General features: G+C 73.9%; 15 protein-coding genes. 13 read left to right on the top strand and 2 right to left on the bottom strand.

What is annotated here, in order from left to right; all coding sequences use genetic code 11:
- Positions 1 to 12: 12 nt before the first annotated feature.
- The 7 genes from IF00_RS0136825 (at position 13) to IF00_RS0136795 (ending at position 8,256) form a co-directional block, all read left to right on the top strand.
- Positions 13 to 1,011, top strand: a complete 999-nt coding sequence (locus IF00_RS0136825; RefSeq protein WP_030325826.1) for a carbohydrate ABC transporter permease — start codon at positions 13 to 15, stop codon at positions 1,009 to 1,011.
- A gap of 3 nt (positions 1,012 to 1,014) precedes the next feature.
- Positions 1,015 to 1,911, top strand: a complete 897-nt coding sequence (locus IF00_RS0136820) for a carbohydrate ABC transporter permease (RefSeq protein WP_030325825.1) — start codon at positions 1,015 to 1,017, stop codon at positions 1,909 to 1,911.
- An 8-nt stretch (positions 1,912 to 1,919) separates the two neighbouring features.
- Positions 1,920 to 3,185 carry a 6-phospho-beta-glucosidase gene (locus IF00_RS0136815; RefSeq protein ID WP_030325823.1) on the top strand — a complete coding sequence of 422 codons (1,266 nt, stop codon included), beginning with the start codon at positions 1,920 to 1,922 and terminating at the stop codon, positions 3,183 to 3,185.
- On the top strand, positions 3,176 to 4,165 hold the full coding sequence (locus tag IF00_RS0136810; protein WP_030325821.1) for an N-acetylglucosamine kinase: 990 nt from the start codon (positions 3,176 to 3,178) through the stop codon (positions 4,163 to 4,165). The genes IF00_RS0136815 and IF00_RS0136810 overlap by 10 nt, the downstream gene beginning before the upstream one ends.
- A 283-nt stretch (positions 4,166 to 4,448) precedes the next feature.
- Positions 4,449 to 5,876 carry a hypothetical protein gene (locus tag IF00_RS0136805; RefSeq protein ID WP_030325819.1) on the top strand — a complete coding sequence of 476 codons (1,428 nt, stop codon included), beginning with the start codon at positions 4,449 to 4,451 and terminating at the stop codon, positions 5,874 to 5,876.
- 11 nt (positions 5,877 to 5,887) lie between these two features.
- Positions 5,888 to 6,925 (top strand): glutamate ABC transporter substrate-binding protein, encoded by a 1,038-nt coding sequence (locus IF00_RS0136800; RefSeq protein WP_051820799.1) that lies wholly within the window; start codon positions 5,888 to 5,890, stop codon positions 6,923 to 6,925.
- A gap of 53 nt (positions 6,926 to 6,978) precedes the next feature.
- Positions 6,979 to 8,256 (top strand): coiled-coil domain-containing protein, encoded by a 1,278-nt coding sequence (locus tag IF00_RS0136795; RefSeq protein ID WP_030325815.1) that lies wholly within the window; start codon positions 6,979 to 6,981, stop codon positions 8,254 to 8,256.
- Positions 8,257 to 8,301: 45 nt separating this feature from the next.
- Here the strand turns inward: IF00_RS0136795 and IF00_RS48140 are convergent, their stop codons facing one another.
- Positions 8,302 to 8,607: a hypothetical protein gene (locus IF00_RS48140; RefSeq protein WP_051820798.1), complete on the bottom strand. Its 306-nt coding sequence runs from the start codon at positions 8,605 to 8,607 to the stop codon at positions 8,302 to 8,304.
- 10 nt (positions 8,608 to 8,617) lie between these two features.
- On the opposite strand from IF00_RS48140, the gene IF00_RS41830 reads away from it, so the two are divergent.
- The 4 genes from IF00_RS41830 to IF00_RS0136775 all read left to right on the top strand — a co-directional run bounded on the left by IF00_RS41830 (position 8,618) and on the right by IF00_RS0136775 (position 15,102).
- The gene (locus IF00_RS41830; protein WP_063740715.1) at positions 8,618 to 10,897 is read left to right on the top strand and encodes a tetratricopeptide repeat protein; all 2,280 of its coding nucleotides are present in this window, start codon (positions 8,618 to 8,620) and stop codon (positions 10,895 to 10,897) included.
- Positions 10,898 to 10,899: 2 nt separating this feature from the next.
- Positions 10,900 to 12,315: a PP2C family protein-serine/threonine phosphatase gene (locus IF00_RS0136785; protein ID WP_030325809.1), complete on the top strand. Its 1,416-nt coding sequence runs from the start codon at positions 10,900 to 10,902 to the stop codon at positions 12,313 to 12,315.
- Between the two features lie 62 nt (positions 12,316 to 12,377).
- Positions 12,378 to 13,709 (top strand): vWA domain-containing protein, encoded by a 1,332-nt coding sequence (locus IF00_RS0136780; RefSeq protein WP_030325807.1) that lies wholly within the window; start codon positions 12,378 to 12,380, stop codon positions 13,707 to 13,709.
- A 40-nt stretch (positions 13,710 to 13,749) separates the two neighbouring features.
- Positions 13,750 to 15,102, top strand: coding sequence for an FHA domain-containing protein (locus tag IF00_RS0136775; RefSeq protein ID WP_030325805.1), 1,353 nt, complete (start codon positions 13,750 to 13,752; stop codon positions 15,100 to 15,102).
- Here the strand turns inward: IF00_RS0136775 and IF00_RS0136770 are convergent.
- Positions 15,083 to 16,057 carry a methyltransferase domain-containing protein gene (locus tag IF00_RS0136770; protein WP_030325803.1) on the bottom strand — a complete coding sequence of 325 codons (975 nt, stop codon included), beginning with the start codon at positions 16,055 to 16,057 and terminating at the stop codon, positions 15,083 to 15,085. The two genes, IF00_RS0136775 and IF00_RS0136770, sit on opposite strands and share 20 nt — an antisense overlap.
- 85 nt (positions 16,058 to 16,142) lie before the next feature.
- On the opposite strand from IF00_RS0136770, the gene IF00_RS0136765 reads away from it, so the two are divergent.
- Positions 16,143 to 16,547, top strand: coding sequence for a globin (locus IF00_RS0136765; protein WP_030325801.1), 405 nt, complete (start codon positions 16,143 to 16,145; stop codon positions 16,545 to 16,547).
- Positions 16,548 to 16,790: 243 nt separating this feature from the next.
- Positions 16,791 to 20,147: an FtsX-like permease family protein gene (locus tag IF00_RS0136760; protein WP_030325799.1), complete on the top strand. Its 3,357-nt coding sequence runs from the start codon at positions 16,791 to 16,793 to the stop codon at positions 20,145 to 20,147.
- The last annotated feature ends 40 nt before the right edge of the window (positions 20,148 to 20,187 follow it).

Genomic DNA, 20,187 nt, shown 5'->3' with positions numbered 1-20,187 from the left:
CGGAACCCACCCATGAGCACGGACACCCTGCCCGCGAAGGAGGCGGCCGCCCCGGCCGCCGCCTCCCCCGGAGGACGGAACACGCTCCGGTCCAAGCGCCGGCGCAACGCGCTCCGCACCCTGGCGTTCATGTCGCCCTGGCTGATCGGATTCGGCTTCTTCTTCGCCTATCCGCTCGTCTCCACGCTGTACTTCTCGTTCATGCGGTACGACGGCCTCAACCCGCCGACCTGGCGGGGCGTGGAGAACTGGACGTACGTCTTCTCCGACCTGCCGAAGTTCTGGCCGGCGATGCAGAACACCCTCTGGCTGGCCGTCGTGATGGTCTCCTGCCGGGTGGTCTTCGGCCTCGGCATCGGCATGCTCATCATCAAGATCAAGTCGGGCGCCGGGATCTTCCGCACCCTCTTCTACCTGCCCTACCTGGCCCCGCCGGTGGCGGCCACGCTCGCCTTCGTCTTCCTGCTCAACCCCGGTACCGGCCCGGTCAACTCGCTCCTGGAGGCGGTCGGCATCCCCGCCCCCTCCTGGTTCAACGACGCGGACTGGGCCAAGCCGGCCCTCACCGTCCTCGCCGTGTGGGGCGTCGGCGACCTCATGGTCATCTTCATGGCCGCGCTGCTCGACGTACCGAAGGAGCAGTACGAGGCCGCCGAGCTCGACGGCGTGTCCGCGTGGCAGCGGTTCCGCTACATCACGCTGCCGAACATCTCGCCGATCGTGCTGTTCGCGGTCGTCACCGGGATCATCGGCGCGATGCAGTACTACACGCAGCCGATCGTGGCCTCCAAGGTCGCCTCGGGCGTGATGGGCGGCTCCGGCGCGACCTTCCAGCCCGGCTACCCGGACGACTCCACGCTGACCCTCCCGCAGCTCGTCTACAGCCTCGGCTTCAGCCAGTTCAACTACGGCGCCGCCTGCGTCGTGGCCCTGGTGCTCTTCGCCTTCTCCATGGCCTTCACCGCGCTCCTGATGCGTCGGCGCGGCGGCCTGATCGGCTCGGGTGACTGACACATGACGACCGCAACCGCTCCCGCCCGCGCCGCGGAGAACCGCACGCCGAGCCCCGCTCGGAAGCGGGCCGGCCGCAAGGCGCTGCTGCACTGGATCGCCGTGCACTCGCTCGGCGTCGCCGCAGCCCTGTTCTTCGTGCTCCCGTTCGTCTTCGTCTTCCTGACCTCCCTGATGAGCGACCAGCAGGCGCTCACCCGGGACCTGACGCCGAACTCCTGGCACTGGGACAACTACGTCAAGGTCTTCCAGGTCGAGGGCTTCCTCACCTGGTGGCGGAACTCCCTGCTGTACGCGGGCCTCGGCACCGTCCTCGTCGTGGTGTCGTCGATACCCGTGGCGTACGCGCTCGCCAAGTTCCGCTTCCGCGGCCGGCATCTGTCGCTGCTGCTCGTCATCTCGATGATGATGCTGCCGCCGCAGGTGATCATCATCCCGATGTACCTGTTCTGGGCCAAGCAGATGGACCTGTCCGGCACCCTGTGGCCGCTCATCATCCCGATGGCCTTCGGTGACGCCTTCGCCATCTTCCTGCTGCGCCAGTTCCTGCTGACCATCCCGAACGAGTACGTCGAGGCCGCGAGGATCGACGGCTGCGGAGAGTTCCGCACCCTGATCCGAATCGTGCTCCCGATGGCGAAGCCCGGTGTCGCCGCCGTCGCTCTCTTCCAGTTCTTCTACAGCTGGAACGACTACTTCGGGCCGCAGATCTACGCCTCGGAGAACCCGGGTGCCTGGACGCTCAGCTACGGCCTGGAGTCCTTCAAGGGCGCGCACCACACCGACTGGAATCTGACCATGGCCGCGACCGTCCTGGTCATGGCCCCTGTGATCCTCGTCTTCTTCTTCGCCCAGAAGGCGTTCGTCGAGGGAGTCACACTGACCGGAGTGAAGGGCTGACTCACACCATGAAGCTCACTGTCGTGGGGGGCGGTTCCACCTACACCCCCGAACTGATCGACGGATTCGCGCGGCTGCGCGACACCCTGCCCCTCACCGAACTCGTCCTCGTCGACCCGGCCGCGGACCGGCTCGACCTGGTCGGCGGTCTCGCCCGGCGGATCTTCGCCAAGCAGGACCACGAGGGAAAGATCACCACCACCTCCGACCTCGACGCCGGGGTCGAGGGCGCCGACGCCGTCCTGCTCCAGCTGCGGGTCGGCGGGCAGGCCGCCCGCGAACAGGACGAGACCTGGCCGCTGGAGTGCGGCTGCGTCGGCCAGGAGACCACCGGCGCCGGCGGTCTCGCCAAGGCGCTGCGCACGGTCCCGGTCGTCCTGGACATCGCGGAGCGGGTCCGCCGCGCCAACCCGGACGCCTGGATCATCGACTTCACCAACCCGGTCGGCATCGTCACGCGCGCGCTGCTCCAGGCCGGCCACAAGGCCGTCGGCCTGTGCAACGTGGCCATCGGCTTCCAGCGGAAGTTCGCCGGGCTCCTCGGCGTCGCCCCGTCCGAGGTCCACCTGGACCACGTCGGGCTCAACCACCTGACCTGGGAGCGTGCCGTACGCGTCGGGGGCCCCGAGGGCGAGAACGTGCTGCCCCGGCTGCTCGCCGAGCACGGCGACGCGATCGCCGACGACCTGCGGCTGCCGCGCCCCGTCCTGGACCGGCTCGGCGTCGTCCCCTCGTACTACCTGCGCTACTTCTACGCGCACGACGAGGTCGTCCGGGAGCTCGGCACCAAGCCCTCGCGGGCCGCCGAGGTCGCCGCGATGGAGAAGGAACTCCTGGAGATGTACGGGGATCCGGCGCTCGACGAGAAGCCGGCCCTGCTCGGCAAGCGCGGCGGCGCCTTCTACTCGGAGGCGGCCGTGGACCTGGCGGCATCCCTGCTCGGCGGCGGCGGTTCGCCGTACCAGGTGGTCAACACGTACAACAACGGCACGCTGCCGTTCCTCCCCGACGACGCCGTCATCGAGACGCAGGCCGCGGTCGGCGCCCACGGTGCCGCGCCGCTGCCGGTCGCCCCGCTGGACCCGCTGTACGCCGGTCTCGTCGCGAACGTCACGGCCTACGAGGCCCTGGCGCTCGAAGCGGCGCTGCGGGGCGGCCGGGACCGGGTGTTCAAGGCGCTGCTCGCGCACCCGCTGGTGGGTCAGTACGCGTACGCCGACGGGCTCACCGACCGGCTGATCGCACACAACCGGGAGCACCTCGCGTGGGCGTGAACCTGGACGGCGTCCTCCTCGCGATCGACGCGGGGAACAGCAAGACCGACGTCGCGGTCCTCGCCCCGGACGGCACCGTCCTCGGCGCGGCGCGCGGCGGCGGGTTCCAGCCGCCGGTGGTGGGGGTGGAGACGGCCGTCGACGCCCTGGCGGAGATCGTCGGGCGGGCGTGGGAGGAGGCCGGCGGCACCGGCGTCTCCCCCGCGTTCGCCCATGTCGCGGCGTGTCTCGCCAACGCCGACCTGCCCGTCGAGGAGACCGCCCTCCAGGCCGAACTGCTGCGCAGGGGCTGGAGCCGGTCGGTGCGGGTGCACAACGACACCTTCGCCATACTGCGGGCCGGGCTCGACGAGCCGCGCGGTGTCGCGGTGGTGTGCGGGGCGGGCATCAACTGTGTCGGGATGACCCCGGACGGCCGGACCGCGCGCTTCCCCGCGATCGGCAAGCTCTCCGGTGACTGGGGCGGCGGCAGCGGCATGGCCGAGGAGGCGCTCTGGTTCGCGGCGCGCGCCGAGGACGGCCGCGGCGAGCCGTCCGAGCTGGCCCGTGCGCTGCCGGCGCACTTCGGTCTGGAGACGATGTACGCGCTGATCGAGGCGCTGCACCTGGGTCTTGTGCCCCTGGAGCGGCGGCACGAGCTGACGCCGGTCCTGTTCCGGGTGAGCGCGGACGGCGACCCGGTCGCGCTGTCGCTGGTGCACCGGCTCGCCGAGGAGGTCGTCGCGCTGTCGGCGGTCGCGCTCGGGCGGCTCGGGCTCCTGGACGAGGAGGCGCCGGTGATGCTGGGCGGCAGCGTGCTCGCCGCGCGGCATCCGCAGCTGGAGGAGAGGATCCGTGAACTCCTCGCCGAGCGGGCGCCGAAGGCGGTGATCGGCTTCGTGACGGCGCCGCCGGTCCTCGGGGCGGGGCTGCTCGCCCTGGACGAGGTGGCGGCGGGGCCGGAGGCGGCGGCCCGGCTGCGGGAGCACTACGGGGCCTGAGCGGCCCGTGGGGGTGTGGTCGCGGGGCGTCTCCTCTGCCGGGGGAGGCGCCCCGCAGGCATGTTCACCTGTTCGAGCGATGTCCGATACGGAACCGATCACGGCCGGACGACGTATTCAGAGTGGGGGGATTCGCCCCTCGAAGTGGGGGGTTGGCCCGCGGACGTGCCGGGGGCATGCGGCACGATAAGAACAAGATCCAGTCAATCCCGGTGTGCGGACGGCCCCCTGCGGCCATACTGCAGGCCGGACCGGCCGAAGTCGGCGACCAGGGGGAGGTCACGTGACACACCCGCCGAACGCACCCGCCGCCCCGGCGGCGCGGAGCACGGCGCAGGCGCCCGCGCGCCCGGCCGGCGTGCCCGCGCAGCCGTCGCCCGCGCCGGGCGCCGCCCCGCCCGCGGGGCAGAGCGCCTGGGCCGTGGGGCGGGAGCGGCTGCGGGTCGCCACGACGACCGAGCCGGGCCGGCTCCAGATCCTCGGGGCCGTTCTCGCGCTGCTCGTCGTCGCGTTCGGGGCCGTCACCGCCTTCCAGGTCGGCGACCGGACGACCGCCGCCGACGACGTCGTCAGCCGCAGCCAGCCGCTGTCGGCGGACGCCGCCGCGATCTACCGCTCCCTGGCCGACGCGGACACCACCGCCGCCGGCGGCTTCCTCGCGGGCACCCTGGAGCCCGCGGAGTCCCGCGCACGGTACGACCGGGACATCGCCACCGCCGCCCGACTGCTCGTCAAGGCCGCCGCGAGCACGGACGGTTCGGGCGAGTCGGCCCGCGAGATCGCCACCCTCAACGAACAGCTCCCGCGCTACACGGGCCTGATCGAGCGCGCCCGCGCCGCCAACCGGCAGGGCCTCCCGCTGGGCGGGGCCTATCTGCGGTACGCCAACCAGCAGATGACCAGCATCCTGCTGCCCGCCGCCGAGCGGCTCTACGAGGCCGAGACGGTACGGCTCCACGAGGACGACGAGTCGGCCCGCACCTGGCCGTTCCTCGCCCTGGGCCTCGGACTCCTCACCCTCGCCGTCCTGTTCTGGGCCCAGCGCCGCACCTACGCGCGGACGAACCGGGTCTTCAACCACGGGCTGCTCGCCGCCACCGCCGCCACGCTGACCGTGCTGCTCTGGCTGCTCGCCGCGCACACCGTCGCCCGCAGCGGCCTCGACAACGCGCGCACGCACGGACAGGAGTCCCTCCAGGCCCTCAACACGGCCCGGATCGGCTCCCTCACGGCCCGCGCCAACGAGCTCCTGACCCTGGTCGCCCGGGGCGCCGTCCTCACCGAGGACGGCAAGAGCGACAAGTACGAGGCCGAGTACACGTCGAGCACGGACACCCTGACGGACGCGCTCGCCACGGCGCGGGAACGGGCCGACGACGACGCCGGCCGCGTCCCCGTCGACGAGGCCGCCTCGCGTACGGCGGAGTGGAAGCAGCGTCACAAGGACGCCCGCGGCAAGGACGATGCGGGCGACTTCGAGGGCGCGCTCGGCCGCATCGTCGGCCCCGAGGACTCGACGGGCCAGTCCTTCGACCAGGTCGACGCCGCCCTGGACCGTGCCCTGGCGCACGAGCAGACCGAGTTCACCCGCGCCGCCGGGGATGCCAGGGACGCGCTGACGGCGCTGCCGCTCGGCGCGCTGGCCCTCGGGATACTGGGCGCGGCGGGCGCCGTGCTCGGCATCAACCGCAGACTGTCGGAGTACCGGTGAGAGGGGGCGGGATGCCGAACGGCACGTACCCGCTGGTGCGGCGGACGGCGCAGCGCTTCCGCGGCTGGGGCGGCGTGGCCGCGATGGCCGTGGCCTGCGGGCTCACCGCCTCGCTCACCCTGCTCCCGCTGGCCCACGACGGCAGCGACGCGGCGGCCGTGCCCGGCATCGCGGGGCCGGGGCCCGGCATCGGCACCGGGGTCCAGGTCAAGGCGGACACCTGCGACAAGCCCTGGGCCTCCCTCACTCCCTCGGCGTCGGACGGCCCGTCCATCGAGGCGATCAAGAAGCGCGGGAAGCTCGTCGTCGGCGTCGACCAGTCCAGCTACCGCTGGGGCTACCGCAACCCGGAGACGCGCGCCCTCGAAGGCTTCGACATCGATCTGGCGCGGGCCATCGCCGAGGACATCCTCGGCAGCCCGGACGCCGTCATCTTCCGGGCGATCCCCACGAACCAGCGGATCGCCGCCCTCGACAGCGGCAAGGTCGACCTCGTCGTGCGCACCATGACGATCAACTGCAAGCGGATCCAGCAGGTCGCCTTCTCCACCGCCTACTTCCAGGCCGGACAGCAGGTCCTCGCCCCCAAGCTGGCCACGGACATCACCGGCTACGACACCTCGCTGAAGGGCAAGCGGGTCTGCACCGCCGAGGGCTCCACGGCCTACGAGGCCCTGGAGGAGAAGTCCTTCGGCGCGCTCTTCAAGGACGAGGCCGACGGCACCAGGAACGACAAGGACCTGCTGACCGTGCCCAATCAGCTGGACTGCCTGGCCAGGCTCCAGATGGGCGAGGTCGACGCCGTCGTCACCGACAACGCCCTGGCGGCCGGCCAGGCCGCCCAGGACCCGGCGGTCGAGCTCAAGGGCGTCCCGTTCACCACCGAGTTCTACGGCGTGGCCGCCAAGCTCGGCAACGACGACCTGGTCCGCCGGGTCAATCAGGTCCTCGTGGGCTACCGCCAGGGCCCCTGGCAGCAGGCGTACAGGACGTGGCTGGAGAAGGACCTGCCCGGGATAACCGGGCCGCCCGCCCCCCTGTACAAGTAGCGCCGGACACGCCCGTACAAGCAGCCCTGTACACGGAGAGGAAGAGGTGATCGATGGGCGTCACGGGACCCCCTGGGCCGGTGATGGACCGGGACGAGGTGGACCGTGCGCTGGCGCGCCTCGGAGCCGAGCACAAAGCGGTCGAGGACTCGCTCCTCGCGCTCCAGGACCACGCGGGCCGCAGGCTGCTCGAAGGGGCGGAGCTGACCGGCACGACCCGGGACCGCTGGGTGGCGACCGAGCGGACCATCACCCTGCTCTGGAGCTGCTTCGACGTGTACACCGGCGCCCTGAGGGACGCCCGCGAGGTGCGCGCCCGGCGCCGCTGGCCCGGCCGTGAGGAGCTCGCGGAGCTGACCGACCGGCTGCGCGGCGAGAGCGTCCACGTGGCGGGCGGTGCGGGTGAACAGGGGCTCCTCACCGAGCGGTTCACCCTGGAGGGCCTCGTCCGGCGGATGAACGAGCTGTACGCGTCCTCGCTGGACGTGGTGGTGACCGCCGACGCGGTCTGGTCGGCGCTGCCCGCCCGGATAGACCTCCTCGCCGCCGAGCTGGGGCGGACGCGTTCGCTCGCGCACTCGGTCGGCGTACGGCCCGGGGAGCACCCGGCCGGCGACGAGCTGGAGGACATCACCGCCGAGCTGACCGCGCTGCGTTCCCAGGTCGTCACCGATCCGCTGGCCTTCTGGCGCCCGGCGACCGGGAGTTCGGCGCCGGGCGGCGGCCGCCCCGACACCGAGCGGTACGACCGGGCGGCCCTGGCCCTGGAGGACATCCGGCGCGAGATCGAGGCGGTGCTCGCCGTCCGGCAGGACTCCGAGGACCGGCTGCTCCGGCTGCGGGACGTGCTGTCGCGGGCGGACCGGACGCTCGCCGAGGCGCGGGCCGCGCGCGGCGAGGTCCTCGCGAAGATCGCCGCCTCCGAGGTGCCGGCCGTCAGCGGGCCGCCGATCGTGCTGCAGGAGCGGCTCGTGGCGGCCGCCGAGTACCGCAGGCACGCCCAGTGGCACCGGCTCTCCCCGCTCCTGGAGTCCCTGGAGCGGGATGCGGAGGACGAACTGCTGCGGGCCCGGGAGTCGCTGACCGCGGTCACGGCCCCGCTCGCGGTCAGGGCCGAGCTGCGCGGCAGGCTCGACGCGTACAAGGCGAAGGTGGCGCGGCTCGGCGCGGCGGAGGACCCGCTGCTCGTGGAGCGGTACGACGCGGCCCGCCGGATGCTGTGGAGCGCGCCCTGCGATCTGCGGGTCGCGGAACAGGCCGTACTGCGTTACCAGCAGGCGGCCGCGGACGTACTGTCCGGCCCGAGAGACGCGGGAGGACGACAGTGGTGAGCGGGGAACAGTGGTGAGCGGCGGGGAGACGGGCGTGGGGAGCTGTCAGCGTCCTTCGTGCGAGGGTTCGTACGAGGACATGGGAGGCGGCGAGCTGTACTGCGACACCTGCGGCCTCGCCCCGGTGGTCGCGGCCGGAGGGCTCATCGGCTCGACGCCCACGGGGGTGGCCGTGCCGGGGAGAGGCACGGGCACGGGCAGCGGGGTCGCTGGGGGCTCCGTTGTCGGGGGTCCGGACTCCAGCTCGTCGCGGAGCAGTTCGCGGGCGTCCTCGCGGGCCTCGTCGCGTTCGTCGACCTCCCGCCGTTCGGTCTCCGGGCGGCTCTCGCGCTCGCTCTCCGGGGCCTCCACGTCCCGCTCGGTGTCGGTGCGCAGTTCCGGTTCGTCGACCGGTCAGTCCGCCCGCAACCGGCTGGGCGCCGGTCTGGTGTCGATTCCCGAGGTGCCGCGTCCGGACCCGCGGGCGGCGGTCATGGAGAACGCCGAGGTTCCCGAGCGGAAGCGTTTCTGCTCCCGTTCCGACTGCGGCGCACCGGTGGGCCGTTCGCGCGGTGAGCGGCCGGGCCGTACGGAGGGCTTCTGCACCAAGTGCGGGCACCCGTACTCCTTCGTGCCGAAGCTGCGCGGCGGGGACATCGTCCACGGCCAGTACGAGGTCGCGGGCTGCCTCGCGCACGGCGGCCTCGGCTGGATCTACCTCGCCGTCGACCGCGCCGTCTCCGACCGCTGGGTCGTCCTCAAGGGCCTCCTCGACACCGGCGACCAGGACGCCATGGCCGCCGCGATCTCCGAACGCCGCTTCCTCGCCGAGATCGAGCACTCCAACATCGTCCGCATCTACAACTTCGTCGAGCACCTCGACCAGCGCACCGGCTCCATGGACGGCTACATCGTCATGGAGTACGTCGGCGGCAAGTCCCTCAAGGAGATCGCCAACGACCGGCGCACCCCGGACGGCCGCCGCGATCCGCTGCCGGTCGAGCAGGCCTGCGCGTACGGGATCGAGGCCCTGGAGGCCCTCGGCCACCTGCACAGCCGCAACCTCCTCTACTGCGACTTCAAGGTCGACAACGCCATCCAGACCGAGGACCAGCTGAAGCTCATCGACATGGGCGCGGTCCGGCGGATGGACGACGAAGAGTCCGCGATCTACGGCACCGTCGGCTACCAGGCACCGGAGGTGGCCGAGGTCGGGCCGTCGGTGGCGAGCGACCTGTACACGGTGGCGCGCACCCTCGCGGTGATGACCTTCGACTTCCAGGGCTACACGAACGTCTTCCTGGACTCGCTGCCCGACCCGGACAACATCGCGGTCTTCCGGACGTACGAGTCGTTCTACCGCTTCCTGGTCCGCGCCACGGACCCGGACCCGGCACGCCGGTTCGCCTCCGCGCAGGAGATGGCGGAGCAGCTGACGGGTGTGCTGCGGGAGGTCGTGGCGCTCCAGTCGGGGCGGCCGCGGCCCGCGCTGTCGACGCTGTTCGGCACGGAGGTACGGGTCACGGACACGGCCCTGTTCGCCGAACCGACGGAGGACGTGTCGCTGCTCGGGGCCCGACGGGGACGCAAGCGGTCCGCGCCGCCCGCCGCCGTTCCGGGGGCCGCGTACGGCTCCGGGCCCGGGGCCGCGCTGCCGGGTGCCGTGCCCGGGGCCGCGCTGCCCGCCGGACCCGGTGCCGTGACTCCGGGGGCGACGCCCGGGCTCGGGGAGCTGCTCGCGCCGCTCGACACGCCCGCCACCGCGCTCGCGCTGCCCGTCCCGCGCGTCGACACGGGCGACCCCAACGCCGGCTTCCTCGCCGGTCTCGCCGCCGCCGCGCCCGGCGAGCTGCTCGCCGCGCTGCAGGCCGCACCCGCGCCCTCCGCCGAGCTGCGGCTGCGGACCCTGCGGGCTGAGCTGGAGCTGGGCGACCTGCCGTCAGCCGCCCGGACCCTGGCCGGCCTCGAGGAGCGGGACCCGGACGACTGGCGGGTCGTCTGGTACCGGGGCGTCGCCTCCCTGGTGACCGGTGACCACGAACACGCGGCGCTCGCCTTCGACGCGGTCTACGACGCCTTCCCCGGCGAGCCCTCGCCGAAGCTGGCCCTCGGGATCTGCGCCGAGGTGCTGGGCCAGCTGGACAACGCCGCCGAGTACTACCGCCTGGTGTGGGCCACCGACCCGAGCTTCGTCAGCGCCGCCTTCGGCCTCGCCCGGGTGCAGCTCGCGGCCGGGGACCGGATCGGAGCCGTACAGACGCTGGAGTCCGTTCCGGAGGCCTCGATCCACTACACGGCGGCGCGGGTCGCGACCGTGCGGGCGCGGCTGCGGCGGCGCCCGGCGTGGGAGCCGCTCGCCGCCGATCTGACGGCGGCCGCCGCGCAGGTCTCGGCGCTCCAGGGCTTCGGTCTGGACGCCGTGCGCCGGGAGCAGTTGTCGACGGAGGTCCTCGGGACCGCCCTCGACTGGGTACTCTCCGGGAGTCCCGGTGCGGAACCGGGCGGCGGCGCGCTGCTGCTCGGGAGTGAACTGGACGAGCGCGGACTGCGCTTCGGCCTCGAACGCTCGTACCGGGTGCTGGCCCGGCTCGCCCAGCAGGGCGAGGAGAGGATCGAACTGGTGGAGCGGGCCAACCGCTTCCGCCCCCGGACGTGGGTGTGAGGATGTCCCAGAAGCCGAAGCCGTCGCACGGCCTCACCGTCTGCCCGGACTGCGCGGAGCCCCTGGAGTCGGGTGACCGGTTCTGCGGGGCGTGCGGTTACGACCTGACGGCCGTGCCGGTCGCCGGGGTCGAGCCGGACCGCCCGACCGTGGCCATCGGCACCCCCGTGGCCTGGCCGGACGCCCCGCCCCGGGACCCCGGTTCGCTGTCGACCGCCACCCAGCACCCGGGCGACCTTCCCGGCACCGACTCCGGTGGCCGCGACCTGCCCACGATGGCGGTCCGCACGGACGGGCCGGTGCCGCCCGGTGCCGACCCCGCGGGGCGGACCACGACGGGCAGCGGCGACTTCGAGCTGGCCGCTCCGGACCCGCGTGCGGCGGTACGGGTGGACCCGGCGCCGGCCGCACCCGCGCCGTCGGCCGCGCCCTCCCCCGCACCGGCGCCCGCCCCGGCGGCTCCGGCCGCGGATCCGGCCGCCGCCGCCCCCGGCTCCGCCCTGTGCGTGGCCTGCCGGGCCGGGCGGGTGGACACCGACGGCTACTGCGAGAACTGCGGGCACGCGCAGCCCCGCGAGCGCGACCACATGGAGCGGGAGCTCGGCAGCGTCGCCGCCGTCTCCGACCGGGGACTGCGCCATCACCGCAACGAGGACGCGTTCGCCGTATCGGCGACCACGCTCCCCGACGGCTCCCCCGCCACCCTCGCGATCGTCTGCGACGGGGTGTCCTCCGCGACCCGGCCCGACGAGGCGTCCGCGGCCGCCGCGGAGGCGGCCGGCGCCTCGCTGCTCGCCGCGCTGCCCCGGGGAACGCACCCGCAGCAGGCCATGCACGAGGCGATCGTGGCCGCCGCCGAGGCCGTCAACTCCCTCGCGGAGGAGCCCGGTCAGGACGGCTCCGAGCACGAACCGCACCGCCACCGCAACGCCCCGGCCTGCACCATCGTGGGCTCCGTCGTCGCCGACGGCCTGCTCGTCGTCGGCTGGGTCGGCGACAGCCGCGTCTACTGGGTGCCGGACGACCGGGCCACCCCGGCCGCCCGGCTCACCGAGGACGACTCGTGGGCCGCGCAGATGGTCTCGGCCGGCCTGATGAACGAGGCGGAGGCGTACGCGGACGAGCGCGCCCACGCGATCACCGGCTGGCTCGGCGCCGACGCGTACGAACTGGAGCCGCACACGGCCGCGTTCAAGCCCGACCGGTCCGGCGTGGTCGTCGTCTGCACGGACGGCCTGTGGAACTACGCGGAGGGCGCCGACGACATGGCCAGGGTCGTCCCGGCCGACGCCTCCGACCGACCGCTGCACAGCGCCCAGGTCCTCGTCGGCCACGCCCTGGACGGCGGAGGCCACGACAACATCACGGTCGCGCTCGTGCCGTTCACCGTCACTCCCCAAGGGGCAGGATCCGCCTGAGCGGCCGCCGATCCCCCCGTCCCTCCACCGATCGACCGTTGTTGTCCGAGGAGCCGTAACGAATGGCGAACTTCTCCAAGTCGACCGTGCCGCAGTTCTCTGTGGACGTCTACCAGAACGAGTTCCTGCCCGAGGGCGGCCGGGACGTCAGCGCGATCATCACGGTCACCTCGACCGGCGGCGGCACCACCGGACGGCAGCCGCTCGCCACGGCGGGCGGCGGCACGGCCGGCGTCGTGATCATGGTCGACTGCTCCGGCTCGATGGACTTCCCCGCCACCAAGATGCGCGGCGCCCGTGAGGCGACCGCCGCCGCCGTCGACACCCTGCGCGACGGCACGGCCTTCGCCGTCGTCGCCGGTACGCACGTCGCGAAGGAGGTCTACCCGGGGAACGGCGGGCTCGCCGTCGCCGACGCCAGGACCCGGGCCGAGGCCAAGGAGTCGCTGCGCCGGCTGAGCGCGGGCGGCGGCACGGCCATCGGCAGCTGGCTGCGGCTCGCGGACCGGCTGCTCTCCACGGCCGGCCCCGCCATCCGGCACGGCATCCTGCTCACCGACGGCCGCAACGAGCACGAGACGCCGGAGGAGTTGCGGGCCGCGCTCGACGCCTGCGCCGGCCGCTTCACCTGTGACGCGCGGGGGGTGGGCACCGACTGGGAGGTCAAGGAGGTCACCGGGATCGCCTCGGCGCTCCTCGGTTCCGCCGACATCGTCGCCGACCCTGCCGCCCTCACCGCCGACTTCACGGCGATGATGGAGCACGCGATGGGCAAGGGCGTGGCGGACGTCTCACTGCGGCTGTGGACCCCGGTCGGGGTGGAGATCGCCTATGTGAAGCAGGTGGCGCCGACGGTCGAGGACCTGACCGGGCGCCGTACGGAGGCCGGACCGCGCGCCGGGGACTACCCCACGGGCTCCTGGGGCGACGAGTCCCGCGACTACCACGTGAGCGTGCGGGTCCCGCAGGCCGCGATCGGCCAGGAGATGCTGGCGGCCAGGGTCTCCCTGATCGCGCCGGACCCGCTGGGCGGCGATCCGAAGCCGCTGTCCCAAGGACTGGTACGGGCGGTGTGGACCGACGACCTGGCGATGTCGACGTCGATCAATCCGCAGGTCGCCCACTACACGGGCCAGGCCGAGCTCGCGGACGTCATCCAGCAGGGGTTGGATGCCCGCAAATCGGGCGATCACGACGGCGCGACGGCGAAACTGGGCCGCGCCGTGCAGCTCGCGGCGGCCTCCGGCAACGCGGATACGGCGAAACTCCTTTCGAAGGTGGTCGACGTCGTCGATGCGGCGACCGGTACTGTGCGTTTGAAGGCGAAGGTCGCGGAAGCGGACGAGATGACACTCGAGACCCGCTCCACCAAGACCGTTCGCGTCAAGAGGTAGCCCGGCCACGGGCCGGACGACGAGAGGGGGAAGCACCGACATGCCGACCTGCCCGAACGGACACCAGTCGGTCTCCGACGACTGGTGCGAGGTCTGCGGCCATCGCATGGCCGGGGCGGGTGCGCCGACGGGTGCCGTACCGCCGCCTCCCCCGCCGCCGCCCCCCGCGTACGGATATCCCGGCCCCGGTGGCCCCGGTGGCTACGACGCACCCGGTGCTCCCGGTGGCTTCGGCCACGGCGGCGACCCGAACGCGACGGCCCAGGCCGAGCTCTGCCCGCAGTGCCGGACGCCGCGCGAGCACATGGCGCCGTTCTGCGAGGAGTGCCGCTGGAACTTCCTCACGAACACGGCGACCTCGTACACGCCCGTGGCCCCGCAGAACGTGCCGTCCGCGCAGCGCCCGGCGGGCCCTCCGCCCGGCCTGAACCTGCCGCCGGGCTTCCAGTCCACGCCGCCGCCCCCGCCGGGACCCCAGCCGGGCCACCCGGGGCAGCAGCCCGGGCCGCAGGGTCCGCACGGGCAGCAGGGACCGCCTCCCGGGCAGGACCCCTTCGGCTACCAGGGCTCGCGGCCCTCGCAGGTGAACCGCCCCGCCGAACCGCTGGGCGGCGACCCCACGCACCACCAGGCCCCGCCGCAGCGCCCGCCGGCGCAGCAGCAGCCGCCCGGCGCCGCCGGTCAGGGCGACCCCTTCGGTCCGCCCGGTCAGCAGCCGCCCGCGCCTCCGGCGTACCTCCAGGCCCCGTCGGCTCCGCCGTCCGCGCCCCCGGGCGCTCAGGCCCCGGCGCCGCCCGCACCTCCGCAGCCGCGTGCGGACGACGACTGGGTGCTCTCGCCGCCGTCGCAGCACCAGGCACCGCCCCAGCAGCACCAGGCACCGCCGCAGCCGCAGCAGCACCAGGGGCCCCCGCAGCACATGGCACCCCCGCAGCAGCAGCAGTTCCAGGCGCCCCCGCAGCAGCAGTTCCAGCCGCCGCGGCAGCCGCTGACCTGGACCGCGGTCATCGGTCCGGACCGCGAGTACTTCATGGCGATGATGCAGCGCAGCGGCCCGGAGGCCGGTGGGCTGAACCTGCCCGCGTACTCGCCGGACAAGCACCTGCCGCTCCAGGGCAACCAGATCTCCATCGGCCGCCGCCGGCACTCCACCGGCGAGTCCCCGGACATCGACCTGGCGGTGCCGCCGGAGGACCCGGGCGTCTCGCATCAGCACGCCGTGCTCGTGCAGCAGCCGGACGGTTCGTGGGCGGTGGTGGACCAGAACTCCACCAACGGCACCACGATCAACGGCGGCGAGGAGCCGATCCAGCCCTACGTCCCCGTCCAGCTCCAGGACGGCGACCGGGTGCACGTCGGCGCCTGGACGACGATCACGATCCGCGTGGGCTGATTCCCTCGCGGAGCAGCGGCCAGGCGTACGGTCCTCCGGGGTCGTCCAGCCAGGCCCACTGCCGCTCGCCGCTGACCGTCACACCGAAGCGCTCCCGCTCCGGCCGCCCCTCGCGCAGCCAGAGCGAGAGCGCTTCGTTCCTGTCCAGGGCCTGGTCGACCAGCCCCCAGAAGAAGCGGAAACGCTCGTCCCCGGCCGGGCCCTGGCGCGGGGCCCGTCCCGCGACGCCACGCAGCGCCACGAAGTACGCCGAGGTCGCGAGGAACCGTCCCTCCGCATGGGTGGCATCGCGCACCCGCAGCAGCAGGAGCCCGGTGGAGAGCGGGGCGAGCACCAGGGCGCCGGGCCTGCACTGGGCGAGCCACGGGTACGGGACCGAGGGGATCGCGCAGGTCGCCACGATCCGGTCGAAGGGGGCGCGCTCCGGGCAGCCGCGGGCGCCGTCGGCGGCGACCACGGCGGGCCGGTACCCGGCGGCGGCCAGATGGGTCCGGGCGGACTCGGCGATCTCCGCGTCCAGGTCGACGGTGGTCACGTGCTCCTCGCCGAGGCGGTGGCAGAGCAGGGCGGCGTGGTAGCCGGTCCCGGCGCCGATCTCCAGGACGTCGTCGCCCTCGCGGACGTCGAGGGCGTCGAGCATCAGGGCCATCAGGGAGGGCTGGCTGGCGGAGGAGACCAGCTCCCCGTCCCGTACCCGGGTGGCGATCGCGGTGTCCGCGTAGGCCCCGCTCAGCCAGCGGTCCCGCCGCTCGGGCTCGGGGTCGCCGGACCAGAGCCGCTCGTAGCCGCCGGTGCCGGGCACGTAGTAGTAGGGCACGAAGAGATGGCGCGGGACCTCGGCGAAGGCCTGCCGCCAGTGGGCGTCGGCCGGCACGCCCTCGGCCTCGATCTCCCGCACGAGCGCCTGTCGCGCCCGCGCGCCGGCCTCGGCGAACTCGTCCCGCCGCTCACCCATGCCTCCACTGTCCCGCCGCCCGGGGGCCCCGGCGAGCGGTCCTGGACCTCAAGTCCTAGGGCGGGGCATCTGAGACGATGGAATGGTGAACGAGATTCCCGGGGAAACAGTGCAGGAGCAGACCTTCTACGAGCAGGTCGGCGGCGAGGAGACCTTCCGCCGTCTGGTCCGCCGCTTCTACGAGGGCGTCGCGGCGGACCCGCTGCTCCGCCCGATGTACCCCGAGGAGGACCTGGGCCCGGCGGAGGAGCGTCTCGCGCTCTTCCTGATGCAGTACTGGGGCGGCCCCCGCACCTACAGCGACCACCGCGGCCACCCGCGCCTGCGCATGCGCCACGCTCCGTTCACCGTGGACCAGGCGGCCCACGACGCGTGGCTCCTTCACATGCGCGCGGCGCTGGACGACCTCGCCCTGGCCCCGGAGCACGAGGCCGAACTGTGGCGCTATCTGACGTACGCGGCGGCGTCGATGGTGAACACGGCCGGCTGACGGCCCCTCACGCTCCCGTCGTCGCCGCCGTTCCCACCCCCGCCCCACCCCGTCACCCCTCCCGCCCCCACGGACGGACACATTCCGGAGTCGGAACCCCGAATAACGGTCACGATCGGATCAAGGTCGGCCCGCAAGCGGTTTCCAGCGGCACATGCACTCTGAAAGCATCCGAGAGAAGTTTCGGGGGCGTTCGACACATGTGCGACGTGCGCACCGTGATCAGGGTGGCCAGGGGGATGGGTGACGGGGTTCGTTTTTCTGCGCGTCAGGGCGCACCGACTGCTGCTCGCCGCGGCACTGCTCGCCGTACTCCTGACGACCTCCGTGCTCGCCACCCTCGCCTCGTTCTCCGGGACGATCGGGGACGCCGCGCTCCAGGCGGGTCTGCGGGGGCGCTCCGCGGCCGCCGCCTCGCTGCTCGTGAGCGGGCAGGTGTCCGCCGCCAAGCGGGCGGATGCCGAGGAGGCCGTCCAGGAGGGGATGCGGAAGACCTTCGACGGGCTGCCCGTGACCGTACGGCGGGTCGAGCGCTCGGGGCCGTACGCGCTGCCCCGGAGTCTTCAGCCGCCCTCCGCCCGTAAGGGCGACCCAGACCTGACGCACTTCGCCGCGCTCGACCGTTCGCGGCTCACCCTCGTCAAGGGTGCCTGGCCCTCGGCCGCCCGCAGCGCCGGTGTCGTGGAGACGGCGCTGCCCGAGGAGGCCGCACGACGGCTGAAGGTCGCTCCCGGAGCCGTGCTCGACCTCACCGACCGGCTCGACGCCCGGAAGCTGAAGGCCAGGGTCACCGGCGTCTACCGGCCCGCCGACACCGGCGACCTGTACTGGCAGCTGGATCCGGCCGGAGGCCGCGGTGTGCGGACGGTCGCGTTCACGACGTACGGGCCGCTGCTGGTCGACCCGGCCGTCATCACCTCCGGCGCGCTGACCACCGGCGAGACGGCCTGGCTGGGCTCCGCCGACTTCACCGGATTCACCACCGACCGCATCGACACGCTGCGCGCCACCGCGACCGAGGGCCCTAAGGCGCTGGCCGGCGCCACCGACCGGTTCGGTACGACCGTCGCCGCGTCCACCGCGCTGCCGACCCTCCTGGAACAGACCCAGCGGTCCCTGCTCGTCTCCCGCTCCACCCTGCTGATCGTCGCCGTCCAGCTGGTCCTCCTCGCCGCGTACGCGCTGCTCCTCGTCGCCCGGCTGCTCAGCACCGAGCGGTCCGGGGAGACCGCGCTGCTGCGGGCCCGCGGTGGTTCGCGGCGCCGGATCGCCGGCCTCGCCGCCGCCGAGGCGCTGCTGCTCGCCCTGCCGGCCGCGATCGCGGCCCCGCTCCTCTCGGGACCGCTGACCCGGCTCTTCGCCGAGCGGTCCGCGCTCTCCTCCTTCGGCGTCCAGCTCGACACGACCCCGTCGCTCCAGGTCTGGCTGGTGGCCGCCGCGGTCGCCCTGTGCTGCGCGGCGGCCGTCGTCGCGCCCGCGCTCGCCGCCGGGGACGGCTCCGTCGTCTCGCTGCGCAAAGCCCGCTCTGCCTCGCTGCCCGGTCCCGTACGGGCCGGCGCGGACCTCGGCCTGCTCGCCATCGCCGCCGTCGCCTACTGGCAGTTGCAGCGGCCCGCCGCCGCGGGCGGCACCCTCGGCACGGACGGGGACGGCGTCGGATCCATCGACCCGGTGCTCATCGCCGCGCCCGCCCTCGCCCTGCTCGCCGGCACCGTCCTGACGCTGCGTCTGCTGCCGCCCGCCGCCAAGCTCGCCGAGCGGCGCGCGGCGGGCGGACGGGGGCTCTCCGCCGCCCTCGCCGGCTGGCAGTTCAGCCGCCGGCCGCTGCGCGGCGCGGGTCCCGTCCTGCTGCTCGTCCTCGCCGTGGCGATGGGGATGCTGGCCATCGGACAGAGCGGTTCCTGGGAGCGTTCGCAGCGCGACCAGGCCGACTTCCGCATCGGCGCGGCCGTCCGCGTCCTCAGCGCGGGCCCCGGTGAGCCCACCGAGACCGAACAGCTGGGCAAGGTACCCGGCGTCCGCGCCGTGGCCCCGGTGCACCGCACCACCATGGACCTGTCCGGCAAGAACGCGACCATCCTGGCCGTGGACACCCGTCACGCCGCCGACGGCATGCTGCTCCGCTCCGACCTCGCCGACGTCCCCGCCCGCTCCCTCCTCTCCCCACTGGCCCCCAAGGCCACCACCCGCCCCGGCCTCCCGTTGCCCGCCGGCACCCGGACGCTCACCGCCGACCTTCGGCTCACCGACCGGAAGGGCGACGCCCGGGTCACGGCGGTCCTCGAGGACCCGAACGGCGTCCCCTACCGACGGGCCCTGGGGTCGCTGCCCGACGACGGCCGGACGCACCGGCTGACCCTGAACATCGGCGCCATGACCGCGGGCCCCGGCAGCACCGGGGGCGACCGGGGCTCCGCCGGACTGCTCACCCTCGTCGGTCTGGAGTTCAACGGAGAGATCACCGCCGACTCGAAGGGCACCCAGACCCTCCACGCGGAACGGTTCGGTGTCGTCGGCGCGGACGGCGGCGAGAAGGTCCACGCCCCCGGGGCGGTCCTCGGCTCCTGGGCGCACTCCTTCGAGCAGACCAAGCAGGGCGACCCCCAGAACCCCGTCCCCACCTCCGGCGTGCCCGGCGCCGCCGGCCCGGGCGGCCGCCCCGCCCCGTACGTCCTCACCTTCGCCGTCTCCGGCACGCCCCTGAGCGAGATGTTCTGGTCGGCCGAGGAGTTCGTCGTCCGCATGAAGGCCCCCGGGCCCAAGGCGCCCGGCCGCCTCTCGGCCGTGGCCACCCGGACCTTCATGACGGCGGCCGGCGCCGGGCCCGGCGACGTGATCGAGGTCGCCCTCGGCGGCCGCCGGATCGACGTCACCGTCTCCCGCGTCGTCGAGGAGCTGCCCACCACCGGTCCCGGCGCCCAGGCCGCGTCCGCGACCAGCCCGGTCGCCACCCCCGAGGACGGCGGCACGATCCTCCTCGACCTGGCCTCCGTCAACCAGTACCTGTCCACCGGTGAGGCCTCGACCGTGGCGGCGACCGAGTGGTGGCTGACCGTCGAACCCGGCCGGGCCGACGACGTCGCCGCCGCCCTGCGCGCCCGGCCCAACGCCGACCCCGCCCAGGTCCTCGTACGCGACGAGGTCGCCGCCGAGCTGCTCGGCGACCCGCTCGGCGCCGGCCCCAACGCCGCGCTCATGGCGGTCGCCGCCGCAGCGGCAGCACTCGCCGCCGTCGGCTTCGCGGTCGGCTCGGCCGGCGCCATGCGGGAACGTTCCGCCGAGTTCGGCGTCCTGCGGGCACTCGGCGCACCACGCCGCCGCCTCGCCCGGCTGATCGCCGCCGAACAGGGGCTCCTCATCGGCATCGGCCTGCTCATCGGCATCGGACTCGGCACCGTCCTCGCCCGGGCCGTCGTCCCGCTCGTCGTCCTGACCGGCCAGGCCGCCCGGCCCGTACCCCCGGTCCTTGTCGAACTGCCCCTCGGCCAGGTGGCCCTGCTGCTCGCCGGCGTCGCCGCGCTGCCGCTCGCCATGGTCGCCGCGATCGCCCTGCGGCGCACCGACCCGGCCGTGACGCTGCGCCACCAGGGGGAGAGCTGATGTCCGGCACGGCCGGGCAGCACCCGGACGAGGGCCCGCA

It is taken from the genome of Streptomyces flavochromogenes, from assembly GCF_000717595.1.
GTDB lineage: Bacteria > Actinomycetota > Actinomycetes > Streptomycetales > Streptomycetaceae > Streptomyces > Streptomyces flavochromogenes.
The sequence above is the reverse complement of the archived record's forward strand: the minus strand, read 5'-3'. Positions and strand labels throughout refer to the sequence as shown.